Source organism: Chryseobacterium viscerum, assembly GCF_002899945.2.
In the GTDB taxonomy this organism is placed as follows: domain Bacteria; phylum Bacteroidota; class Bacteroidia; order Flavobacteriales; family Weeksellaceae; genus Chryseobacterium; species Chryseobacterium viscerum.
Map to the genome: position 1 here is coordinate 291,810 of NZ_PPEG02000002.1, position 11,845 is coordinate 303,654.

Annotated in this window: 8 protein-coding genes; 1 reads left to right on the top strand and 7 read right to left on the bottom strand. The window is 40.3% G+C overall.

What is annotated here, in order from left to right; translation table 11 throughout:
* The first annotated feature begins 335 nt into the window (after positions 1-335).
* Positions 336-956 carry a hypothetical protein gene (locus C1634_RS05035; RefSeq protein WP_103235010.1) on the top strand — a complete coding sequence of 207 codons (621 nt, stop codon included), beginning with the start codon at positions 336-338 and terminating at the stop codon, positions 954-956.
* Between the two features lie 79 nt (positions 957-1,035).
* Here the strand turns inward: C1634_RS05035 and C1634_RS05040 are convergent, their stop codons facing one another.
* From C1634_RS05040 to C1634_RS05070, 7 genes are read right to left on the bottom strand one after another with little or no spacing between them, the layout of a single operon-like run.
* Positions 1,036-1,587: a hypothetical protein gene (locus C1634_RS05040; RefSeq protein WP_103235009.1), complete on the bottom strand. Its 552-nt coding sequence runs from the start codon at positions 1,585-1,587 to the stop codon at positions 1,036-1,038.
* Positions 1,584-2,837, bottom strand: coding sequence for a phthiocerol/phthiodiolone dimycocerosyl transferase family protein (locus tag C1634_RS05045; RefSeq protein WP_103235008.1), 1,254 nt, complete (start codon positions 2,835-2,837; stop codon positions 1,584-1,586). The genes C1634_RS05040 and C1634_RS05045 overlap by 4 nt, the downstream gene beginning before the upstream one ends.
* The gene (locus C1634_RS05050) at positions 2,834-4,117 is read right to left on the bottom strand and encodes a condensation domain-containing protein (protein WP_103235007.1); all 1,284 of its coding nucleotides are present in this window, start codon (positions 4,115-4,117) and stop codon (positions 2,834-2,836) included. The genes C1634_RS05045 and C1634_RS05050 overlap by 4 nt, the downstream gene beginning before the upstream one ends.
* A gap of 3 nt (positions 4,118-4,120) precedes the next feature.
* On the bottom strand, positions 4,121-6,523 hold the full coding sequence (locus tag C1634_RS05055) for a glycosyltransferase (protein ID WP_109737984.1): 2,403 nt from the start codon (positions 6,521-6,523) through the stop codon (positions 4,121-4,123).
* Entirely contained in the window at positions 6,516-7,298 is a 783-nt protein-coding gene (locus C1634_RS05060) for an alpha/beta fold hydrolase (protein WP_103233713.1), read from the bottom strand. Before C1634_RS05060 ends, C1634_RS05055 begins: the two co-directional genes overlap by 8 nt.
* Positions 7,289-7,588, bottom strand: a complete 300-nt coding sequence (locus C1634_RS05065; RefSeq protein ID WP_002977699.1) for an acyl carrier protein — start codon at positions 7,586-7,588, stop codon at positions 7,289-7,291. The genes C1634_RS05060 and C1634_RS05065 overlap by 10 nt, the downstream gene beginning before the upstream one ends.
* Positions 7,576-11,829, bottom strand: coding sequence for a type I polyketide synthase (locus C1634_RS05070; RefSeq protein ID WP_103233714.1), 4,254 nt, complete (start codon positions 11,827-11,829; stop codon positions 7,576-7,578). Before C1634_RS05070 ends, C1634_RS05065 begins: the two co-directional genes overlap by 13 nt.
* Positions 11,830-11,845: the final 16 nt, after the last annotated feature.

Consider the following 11,845-nt stretch of genomic DNA (forward strand, 5'->3'; position numbering starts at 1 on the left):
ATAATAAGTATAGTGATAGAAAATCAATATGAAGTGAATTTTTCAGGAGACGTTCATTAGATAATTCAAATAGTATAAATGAGTTATGTTTTTATTATTTTTTGAAGAAAAAAAGAGCGTGTAAAGAAGGAAATGGAGAAAAAGGAGAATGTCTTAAGTTCTGAGAATATAAAATTCATAATATTCGATAAAAATTGACCATATATACTTTTTTATTTTTTCTTCTATTTTTTGTTTTGCTATGGGTTTCCGTAATAAAAAATATAGGTTAGATATTATATTTGTTTATTTATAAACTTATTAATCTTAAAAGTAATTTTTTAAAAACAATTAATATGATAAACGGGCTATATAACTTTTTTAATGATTTCAGTAAACTATTTTATTGGTTACTTCTGTTGACGAGCTGGTTTTTATCAGCTGATATTGTAGGTGTATTTTTTTTGAAAAAATCATTGGAAGAAATCTTTTCTGTAATACAGATTAGTGATATTATTATGATTTTTATTTTTCATACTCTGTTCATTCTTACCTCTTTAATTATTTATAAATCACTTGGCTTGGTAAGACTCGCTATGCCAAATGTTTTCATTAAAGATAATAATATTGATTTTCAGAAAGGGAACTATAGGTATTCAGAGATACTTAACAAGGCTGTTAGGACTAATAATCAGACAATGTATAATTATTATAAAGACAGTAAAAATGAAAACACTAGTCTGAAGAATCAAAAATATCTTTGCTTTGCCACTATTCTGTTGCTTATTTTAGCTGTTAGTTTAGAAGACAGCTATGTGAGATTAGCATTTGAAAATTATAATGATGATAGCTGGCTGAAAAGAATCATAATCTCAATAATTATAATTTTTGATTTATTAGGTTTGCTTGTTATATTTCATGAAAATACTGATTCGGATTATACAGATATTCAGAAAGAAGAACCACTCAATAAATAAATTTAAAAGTCCAAATGCTCTAACATTTGGACTTTTGAATTTTATGTGATGTTAATGAAAGTTTCAAATCCTTGATATACTATTGATTTAAGTCTACAACAACAGTCTGTGTTCGTTTACACATCCACCTCCTCAATCTCCACACTGGCAGATACACAAAAATCACAGACAAAATTCCCGCCAGTATTCCCACTACCACAGCCATTGCTGTAGCATCCAGCTTATAATCTTTTGAGAAATTATACTGCCCTATAAAGAGTAGGGAGAGTACTAATGAACCTGTAATCAGACCGTGTAGGATGCTTAGCTTGGTCATCAATTTTTTAATATTCAGCTGTTCGTCTACGGTAAACTCTATGGCTTCCTGGCTGGCGGCATCTGTTACTCTTTTGAGGATATCAATGGTAAGGACTACCGGGAGGAAAATAGCCATCGGAAGGGTAAGACGGGCCAGGTTTTGGGTTCCTGAAAAGAAATGGGTATAGCCTAATTCCTTAAAGCTGGCATAGGCGATAATGAAATTAAAAAATACATTCGGAAGGACATAATAAATCGTACGCTTGATGAGAAAGCGTTTGAGGGTGGTTTTCTTGATGGGTTTTGGCTTTGGAGGCTTTATTTTAAATTTCATAGAGAGGTGGTCAATAGCTCGATGGCTTTATCTTTTATCAGATGGGCTTCCTCTTTGGGAAGAAAATTTTCATTGGACATGAAGGTGAAGTCCATTTGCTGGTTATATGTACTGGTTACTAAAGTGTTCGAGTTCAGCCATGGAAAAGCTACGGTAGGACTGATCACCGTTTCCAGTTTGAAGTTCTTATAATCATTCGGGATATTTACCTTTCCCATATTGGATAAGGTCACATCATGCCCGCCTTCGCTGGATTTCAGCATATTGATCATGCGGTCCACAATGGGGTGCATATGTTCACCCATCCACAGGAGTTCGCGGGCTTCCATCTTGTTGATTTTCTCCGTAAGGTCTTTTTTGATCTGCTTGGCATTGTTCAGAATGTCCTTGCTGTCTTTTTTTATGGAAAGCTCTACCGTTGGGGCAAAAGCAAATAAATGATCTTCTTTGATTTCCGGAATAAAGTGGCGCACATCTACAGGGCTGATCACCTTACCTTTGGCACGGTCTCCCTGAACATCCCGGAAAGCTTGCATTACAGAAGAACACAGCAAAGCATGTACGGAAATTCCGTTGGCTTTACATTTTTCAGTGATAAACTTTGTATCTTCAGGAGTCATTTTCCAGTGAATGGCGTAGTTTTCCCCAAGATTTCTCTTTTTACTTTTTCGCTGGATAGAAAAGAATATCCTTGCGAACAGCAAATAGAGGCTGGCCTTATATTTTTTAATTCCTGTATTAAAATCCGAAGGCAAGAAATCATTCACAGATTCAAAAGCAATATAAGGAATTAAGGGTGAATAAGGATTATCCAGCAAAGCAAGAAGTTCGCGCATTAAGGTCACTCCGGTTGTCCCGTCGGAAATGCAATGAGGAATGATCCAAAGGATCTCGGAAGCATCCTGTCCCTTTATCCACACCACTTCGACCAATGGTTTTTTGGACTCTTCAAACAGCTTAAACCATCCGTTTTCAGATTCTTTAAACCAATCTTCGTCTGTTTTCCTTTCCACAATACGGAGTGGAATAGGTTCAATATCCTTTTGCCCTACAAAAAGAGGATAACGTCCGCTTTTGTGTTCAATAGTTGCTCTCAGCATCGGATGTTTCTGCTGGATTTTAACTAAGGCTATTTTAAAAGTTTCCTCAGAAATCTGTCCGTTTATTTTTGCGGTATAAACACAGTTTAAAGGCGTTTCAGGATCTACATACATGATCCTTTCCACCATCATTAAAGGTCTTTTGATCATGATACTGCTGTCTTTTTAACTTGTGAATAAATCGTCCTCAGAACCTCATCACGGATGGCTGTTACTTCAGTATAAGGTAAATAGCCTTCGCTTCCCATGATTGAAAAATCCATTCTTCCACGGAAGGTAGAAACCACCAGAGTAGTGGTATTTCCCAACGGACCAATTACCGATGGACTGAAGATCGTTTCTACGGTAAACTCTTTATACTCATGGGGAATCTGAAGAGGTCCCAGATTAGAAAACATACAGTCGTTGGATGATTTTCCGTTCTTTAACAGCCTGGTGAAACTTTTCAGTGCATCATGCCCAGATTCCATCACCATCATAGTGATATACGGATCCAGTTTTGAGGCCTTTTGTTCAACAGATTTCTGCATTGCACGGAGATTCTCTGTAAAGCTTAGCTTTTCATCATAAGAAATCACGATCATCAGCCCGAAAGCGAAGATATGATCTTCTTTAACCTGCTTGGCAAAACGTCTGATGTCTACCGGACAGGAAACTTTGTTGAAGGACTTTTTACCCCTCACTTTTTTAAATGCATGCAATAGTGTTACACTCAAAAATGTATTGACGGTAATTTCCTGGGATTTGCAATAAGCGATTACTTCCTGACTTGTCTTTTCATCCAGCTTTCCATGGATCAGATAGTCATTCTGTCTTTCAACAGGTTTTTTGTTTACCGGAAGCCATTTGATGGCAGTAGCTGCCAGTCTTCCGATAAATCTGGCTTTCAGTTTCTGTCTGCGGCTGTTCAGAATATGGGCCGGAACTACATCTTCGATGCCTAAGATTGGGTTTTCTATCCCGATATTGGCAGCCGGATTGTCCAGTACGATGAGAAATTCTTTTAAAAAGGCCATTGCAGAACCACCATCGCAAAGACAATGGTGGAACGCAAACAGCATGTCTGAAACGTCTTCTCCTTTGATCCAAATAAACCGGATCAGTGGTAGTTTTTCGTAATTAAAGGTGGTGTTCCATTCTTTCCTGGATTCTTCCTGCCACTGATCTTCACTTTGCCTGGTGATAATTCTTACAGGAATAGAAATAGGTTTTTCAGGAACATTAAACCAAGGAATATTTTTTTCATCATGGCTGATTAATGCTTTCAGCCATGGGTGTTTATTTTGGATCCGGGCCAAAGCCTGCTGGATATCTTTTAATGTAAAGGTACCTCTCAGTCTGAACGGAATGACCGCGTTAAAAGGTTCTGTTCCATCCCCTAATAACATACGTTCTCCAAATAGCAATCTTCTTTTTATTGTTTGATTCATAGGCTACACTGAAGCTAGTGTTGAATGTTCGTGTACAAAATTTTCTAACAGTTCTACTGCTTTGTCATTTCCTCCGGCAAGGGTAAATGTATTGCGGACTTCCTGAGCGGCGGCTCTGTATTTAGGATTTTCCAACAATTCAAAAACCGTTTCACGAAGCGCATCTACACGCAGTCTTTTGTATCGGATGCTGATTCCGCAGCCTGCCTGCTCAATCAGTTTTGCAATATGGAAATGATCATACGCGATGGGAGTGATCAGCATCGGTAAACCATTACGGAAAGTATCATTAACGGTATTGAAACCACCGTGGCAAATTACCATATCCATTTGCTGCATCACCGCAGATTGAGGGACGAAGCTGTTCACAATAAAATTGTCCGGCCACTCTTCAAAGATTTCCGGTGGAGTAGCGGCAATCACGGTTACAGGCTGGTCCTTAAATGCTGCGATAATCTTTTCAAAGAATGCCTTTCTGATATCTACCAATAGTGTTCCCAATGATACAAAGATCTTTTGAGTGGTAGAGGCATTCAGTTTATCCCAGTCAAATGGGGCGTCGTTCGGACGGCCTTTTACAGGACCTACAAATTTCATATGAGAAGGAACCGTTTCAAAACCTGCAAATGCCTGCGAAGTAAACACCATATTCAGTTTATGAGAATGGATGTAAATACCTTCTTCATGGATGCCTACTTCTTTTTGTAAGTCTTTGATCAGGTTTTGCTGCCATTCCCAGATTTTAGGAGCACTTTTTTCCGTATCTCCCATGACATCTGGTGGTACTGGAGTAGTGGTTACACAAGGAATATTGTTTTTATGAGCGAAAAGAGCCCCTCCGAAAGTGATACAGTCATTCACGATCACATCAGGCATCCAGCTTTCTGTCAGTCTGGTTAATCCCGGCATCATCATTTTTGCAAAAGGAACATACGTTTCTTCTAATGCGAGTTTCATCACTTCAGGTCCTGAGCACGCTGGTCCGTCATCCTGTCTTTTTAAAATACGGGCAATTTCCTCCTGATACGGAACAAGATCTTCTTCAGGATAGAAATAAGATCCTCCCTCCGGAATATGTTTGCTGTCTAAAGGCGTAATTCCGAACCATTTTACTTCATGACCACGGGCAATCAGACTTGCTCCCACACTTAATGTAGGGCTTACATGTCCGAAAAATGGAGGGATAACGAATAAAAACTTAGAGGGTTTTTCAGGTTTTGAAGCTTTCAATATCGCTTGTTCCAATAAATTGGCTGCAGTAGCTGAACCTCCGGCTTCCACAAAAGACTGTCCCACTTTCTGAGCCGCTTCTTTGTAGCTAGGATTATTCAGAATTTGCTGTACAGCTTCTCTCAGGTGATTTCCTTTAAATCGGTTAAAATTAAGACGTTCACCCGCTTCTGTACGCACAACACGTCCCGCTACATGGGATTGGTCATACGCAATCGGGATCACTACCAAAGGAATACCGTGTGATAATGTTTCAGAAACGGTATTGTGACCGCCATGGCAAACCACACCGTCTAGATGAGGTAACAGATCCAATTGTGGAACCTGCTGATAGACCATAAAGTTGTCCGGCCATTGCTCAAAAAGCTGTGGATCGGAAACGAGAACAACGGTTAAATCTTCATCTTTAAAGGCATCAATTACCTTTTGGAAAAATGCTTTTTTATGATCGTGATCGAAGGTAGTGCCAATACTTACCAGGATCTTTTTATTGTTTTTGCTTTTTAATTTTTCCCAATCGAATTCACATGAGATACGTCTTTCGGTAAGAACCGGACCTGTGAATTGGTATTGAGAAGGCAGATCCTCCATTTCCCCAAAGAAATAATTGGAGGTTAAAACAAGAGTCAGCAGATCTGAAGTCGCCAGGGAGCGTTCTTCATTGACTCCTAATTCTTTTTGTAGTGCCACAATTTGATTTACTTCCCATTCATGTACTTTTGGCAGCTCATTCATGATTTTAATCGCAGCCGGAGCAGTAACGGAAGTGGCATAAGGAATTCCAAGAGCTTTCGCTGCAACCGGGGCTGCAAACAACTGATGGTCTCCGATAATCAAATCAGGTTGATATGTTTTTAATAAAGAAACAACACCTTTATAGCAATGTCTGTTCAGCGGGATAAGAACCTCTTCATAAAGGAACTTAACGCTGTCTATGCCGTACACTACTTTTTTGGAAATAATATCCAGATATTGTTCACTTTCTTTCTTTTCTTCGTCGGTCTGATCGTATTGGATCAGTAATAATTTTCCCCCCTCGGGAAGTTTAGCCTCTAAAGTCGGGTCAAGGCTGATCCAGGCTACTTCATGTCCTCTTTCCAGCAGAGTAGCACCGATGCTTAGGGTAGGGTTGACATGTCCTGTCAATGGTGGAACTATAAATGCAAATTTAGCCATGGTTTTGTGTTAAAATTTTAGATAAAAATTGAGAGATCGTTTCAGCAATGAGCTGAGGTTCCTGGATAGGAATATTGTGATCCCCTGGGATTAATTCAAGTTCAGACTGGCTGATTTGAGACTGCAGCCACTCACCGGTAGGCCTGCAGTTGGAATCAGCGCCATAAAGCAATAAAGTGGAAGCTGTCAATCCATTGAAATTAGCTTCATCAAGAAAATGTTTTTCCCTGATCATATCCGCTTTTATGCTGGTCTGATTAAACAGAAATTCATACATACGATGGTTCTTTTCCATTTGTCTTTTGCCCATCTGTACTTTGGTGGTATCTGTAAAATTGGCTACATAATGCTCAAGGAATTCTTTGCTGTATTCATCAATGATGTTACGGGCTTTTTCGTCCTGAGGATCCGGAGCTTCCATCACCACGAGCTGATTCACGCGGTCAGGATATTCTAATGCTGTTTTTAATGCGATAAGACCTCCGAAGCTATAGCCGACAAGGTGTACTTTTTCCAGTTGAAGGTAATCTATTAAACCCATCAGATCGGATGACATATTGTCAAGGTCGTACCCATCCAAAAAGCGTTCACTCATACCGTGGCTTTTCAGATCGTACATCACCACATGGAAATGCTTTGCCAGCACAGGGGCAATATTAAAATAATAAATGGACAGGTTACTGAACATACCGTGGATGAGTACCACGGTTTGTTCGGCTCCTTTGTTGAGTTCCTGTATATGAACTTGTCTGTTATTGACAGTGATTATTGGCATTCGTAGATATAATTGATGATCATACTAAGGTCAAGATTGATCAGCTGGTCAAGATCCATAGATGATAACCAACCTGTAAAGTCGATCTGATCGCCAAAATGCGCCTTGATCTTTTCGGAGAAAGAGACAATCTCGATGCTGTCCATTTCAAGATCTTTGGTAAATGAACTTTCAGGAGTAATATCCATCTCTTCTACAAATTCAGCACCTATCACTTCAGTAATAAAACCTTTTAATAAAGTAAAAAGTTCTTCGTGGTTCATTTTTAATGTTGCGTTTACAGTGTCCATCCGATAATATAATTTTTATGTTTAATAGTTTTGATTTCAATGTTGTTGATCCACAAGTGATCGTCTTTTATCACTTCGACTTCGAAGGCTTTAGGGTTTCCTTTCAGTCCTGTTCCCATGAATTTTCCGTAAGCTTCTTTTGCTACCCAGAAACGGGTGGTCCATTCTGCCTGATCTCTGTCTTTTAATAAGGCTAATTCTTTGTCGGTAAATACCATGTCGTAGAATCCTGAGCTGCGTTCTTCCATCAGTTCCATATCGATTCCTACAGATTTTCCATATCTGGCGATCCCTACGGCTTCTTTTCCTTTGTGAGCTAAAGAAATATGGATGTCTTCTGTAAAATCACTGATGAGGTAAGGTTTCCCCACTTCATCGGAACGGATTTCAAAAGTAATCGGGAAGCAGGCATGATTTTTTTCCTGACGAAGAAGGTTTCTTACGGCATCTTTCACCGCTACACGGCTTACCATCCAGTTTTTCTTCTTGTTGGGTAATAGCTGCTGGTGATGCTGTTTTTCCGTTTGGTTGAAATATCTTTTAAGGATAAAATCCCATGAAGCGACTCTGGTATACGCCTGGTGGAAAAAGAATACTTCAGGAGCAATCTCCTCCGAAAGACGGTTGTGCAGCGGTGACATGGAAACATTCCATAAGGGAGCATCAATCTCCAGTCTTCTGTTCTGCCATCCGGTAATCGCGCACCATACTTTTCCGTCTCTTTTCAGGATGATATCTGCGATGGCAAATTCATCATTAAGCTCGGTCAGCATACAGGTGCATTCAAAAACACCTTCCTGATCATGCATGTCTCCAAAGAATTCAATATCTCTGATTTTTACAGGGAATGCAATACGATCTTTCACCAAAGTAAGCTGAAGCCAAAGCCCGAATAGCTGTCCTGCATTGTCCAGTAAAGAGCCTTTTCCGCCGTTTCCTTTGATTTTTCCTACGATTCCTTTGTCTCCAACGGCTGAAATTTCAGTAATTCCCTGGTACTTATCTCCATGGAACATGTGCATGTCATAGATTTCTTCAGGGGTTCTTTCGATAGGTAAAAGATTACCGATGGAAAGATTGAAAGTGGGTGTTGGAACTGGAGAGGTCTTTAAGATTACTTCTGCATTCGCAAAGTTTTCAATATCCAGGTAAGCATGGTTGGTACCACGCCATTCTCCTTTTACGGTTTTTTCGAAAGGTTTGGCTACATTCATCCATTGGAATACACTTACATTCATGATTTTATGTACCAATGTTCCCGGAATTTCAGCTTCTGCAATTTCTGCCAGTTGTTCGAATATCATGGTCATTGGAATGACCGGTTCCATATCGGCTACATGAGCCCATCCTTTAGGCTGTCTCAATAAGCTGTGATCGATCAGGTAAGGATGACTTTCCAGTGTGACGTATAAGTCTTTTGAGAAGGTTGTGCTTCTTACTGGTTTTGGAGCTGAATGGGTTACAGGTGCAGGTCTTTGTATTGTAATTTCCGGACGGTTTTGGAATAAAGTGAGTACTTCTTCCTGCATACGGATCATATCGGTAACATTGTCCTGGAATGCCTGTACCAGCGGATGACCGCTTTTTGTGGCAATTGCTGAAGCAGTTGCGGTATATTGTTTTGGCGTATCAAATGATTGAGCCATCGCTTTCACTTCTTTAAAATTACGGATAATAGGAGAACCTAACTCCAGTTTAATGCCTTTTCCTGATGCTCTTTTCGTATGATTCTGAATCTCCAGAAAGTCAAGGGCAATCGTTTTTCCTTCTACAAATAATGAAGCTACAACACGCTGTAATTGTGCTAATGCAGAACGGGTAGGAACGCTGGAAGCAATTGTACTGAAGGCTTTTCCTTTTAAGGTATCATCAATAAATCCGATCAGCCCTCCGGTACCCACCTGAATGAACACTCTGGCGCCTTCTTCGTATAATCTATCTATCAGTTCACGGAAACGAACAGGCTGAACCAAATGCTCGGCACTCAGTTTTCTGATCGCTGCCTGATCTGCAGGATAAGGTTCTAATGTGGTAGCAGACCACAATGGTATTTTTGTCTGCTGGAACTGTGCTTTTTCCATTCCTGCAAGGATCACATCCAGCTTATCTGCGATAAATGGAGAGTGAAATCCGGATTGGAACGGCAATACCTGATGGAAGATCTGATTTGCTTTTAACAAAGGAACCAATTCATCCAAAGCAGCATTGCTTCCGCAAAGAATCACCTGATTAGGGCAGTTGTCATTGGAAACATAAAGATTTGAAATTTCAGCAATAAAAGGTTTTATGACATCAATTCCGGCTCCTATGGCGATGAATTTTGAATCTTTTAATTCAAAAGTTTCAGGATTCAGCACATCAATTAAGGCTTTTACAGAATTGGCTTCCGCTAATTCTGAAGAGTAACCTGCCAGCCATTCTCCTAAACTGTGTCCTGCATTCATATCAGGAATAATTCCCAGTTTTTTTAATGAATTATCAAGGATACTGCAGTTGTTGAAGATGTTTAAAGCATCGGTTAAAAGACCTTCACCTTCTGTTTCGATAGGAGCTGTCAGTCCAAAATAACGACTCACACTATCTACTTCACCTTTTGCAAGACCATCTAAACCAGGAAATACAAAGGCTACTTTTCCGCCATCTTTTAATAATGGGGTAGAGGTATACCAGATATCCTGTTTGTTTTTCCAAGTAAGGTTTTTGGAAACAATTTTAATCGCTTTTTCTACTCTTGCAGGGGTAGGATCGAATATCACAACCCTGAAATCTCCTTCACCAATGGTCGTTTCATTATTTTGTAATGCTGAAAGCAATTCTTCGTGGGTAGGTCTTGCCAATATCAATACATGATCTTTTTTCGGCATATCATAGCCTTCCAAAACAACGTGTGCATTGATTCCTCCGAATCCGAAAGCATTCACTGCCGCTACTTTTGGAAGTCCTGTTTTTGACCAGTTTTTGGCTTCCTGTACCGGCTCAAACCTTGTATTCTGCATATCCGAAGTTGGATTTTCACAGTATAGGGTTGGGGGTAAAGTATCGTGATGTAATGCTAAACAGGTTTTAATCAATCCTGCAATTCCTGCAGCTGGCATAGCATGCCCGATATTGGACTTTACAGATCCGATACCCGCTGCCGGAGCCGCTTCTTCTTTTCCGAAGAACTGAGCTAAGGTCTGAAGTTCTGTTTTATCTCCAAGGGGTGTTCCTGTGCCATGAGCCTCAAGATATCCCACTTTATTTTTATCTAAATCAGCATTGATCCAGGCCTGTTCTAAGGCTTTCAGCTGACCTTTTACGGAAGGGCTCATCACGCTGGTTCCATTACCATCGCTGCTGACGCCCACCCCTTTGATCACAGCATAGATTTTATCCTGATCCCGAACGGCATCTTCCAGTCGTTTTAACACGACGAAACCACACCCTTCACCGATCAATAGGCCGTCAGCATCCATGCTGAACGGTTTGATCTGCTGCTGATGAGACATGGCTCCCAACTGGGCAAAAATACTCCAGAAAGCAGCATTCTGTCCAGTGTGTACCCCTCCTGCGATCATGATATCGGAACGTCCTCTCTGAAGTTCCTGTACGGCATGGTCTACAGCGATTAAAGCACTGGCACAAGCAGCATCCACGGTAAAAGCAACGCCTCCTAAATCGAAGCGGTTGGCTACCAATGAAGCAACAAGATTAGGGATTAATCCCATAGCCGTATCTGCTGCGAAACGTCCTTTGCGTTCCTGAAAAGCGTGTTTTACTTTTTCAATATCTGCAGAAGAAACCTGAGGCAGCAATTCCTGTAATAATGAGGAGATCTGTTCTCCGGTTCTTACAATTTCGATAGCACGGGTAGCGCCAGGACCTGTATAGTTTCCTTTACCAATGATGATTCCTGTTTTTTCAAGGGAAGTATTCTTTTGAAATACCCCTGCATCTTCCAGCGCCTTCTGTACCAGATCAAGGGTAAGCAAATGGTCAGGTTCCGTTCCCTGAACAGCCAATGGTAAAATACCAAATGCTGTAGGATCGAATGTATAATCAGGGATAAATCCTCCACGCTGACAGTAAAAACGGTCAACGGGACTTGTAGCATCACTGAAATGAACCGGATCTATCCGATCAGCCGGAGCCAGCTCGGTAGAATCGACTTTATTGACAATATTCTGCCAAAAAGTGTTGGCATCCTGTGCCCCGGGAAAGACACAGGATAGACCAATTACAGCAACATCTGTTTTTTTCATACTTTAGTTTATACAG

Coding starts and splice junctions, on each gene's coding strand:
- C1634_RS05035 (WP_103235010.1), top strand. CDS start 336: ATGATAAACGGGCTATATAACTTTTTTAATGATTTCAGTAAACTATTT.
- C1634_RS05070 (WP_103233714.1), bottom strand. CDS start 11,829: ATGAAAAAAACAGATGTTGCTGTAATTGGTCTATCCTGTGTCTTTCCC.
- C1634_RS05050 (WP_103235007.1), bottom strand. CDS start 4,117: ATGAATCAAACAATAAAAAGAAGATTGCTATTTGGAGAACGTATGTTA.
- C1634_RS05065 (WP_002977699.1), bottom strand. CDS start 7,588: ATGGACACTGTAAACGCAACATTAAAAATGAACCACGAAGAACTTTTT.
- C1634_RS05045 (WP_103235008.1), bottom strand. CDS start 2,837: ATGATCAAAAGACCTTTAATGATGGTGGAAAGGATCATGTATGTAGAT.
- C1634_RS05055 (WP_109737984.1), bottom strand. CDS start 6,523: ATGGCTAAATTTGCATTTATAGTTCCACCATTGACAGGACATGTCAAC.
- C1634_RS05060 (WP_103233713.1), bottom strand. CDS start 7,298: ATGCCAATAATCACTGTCAATAACAGACAAGTTCATATACAGGAACTC.
- C1634_RS05040 (WP_103235009.1), bottom strand. CDS start 1,587: ATGAAATTTAAAATAAAGCCTCCAAAGCCAAAACCCATCAAGAAAACC.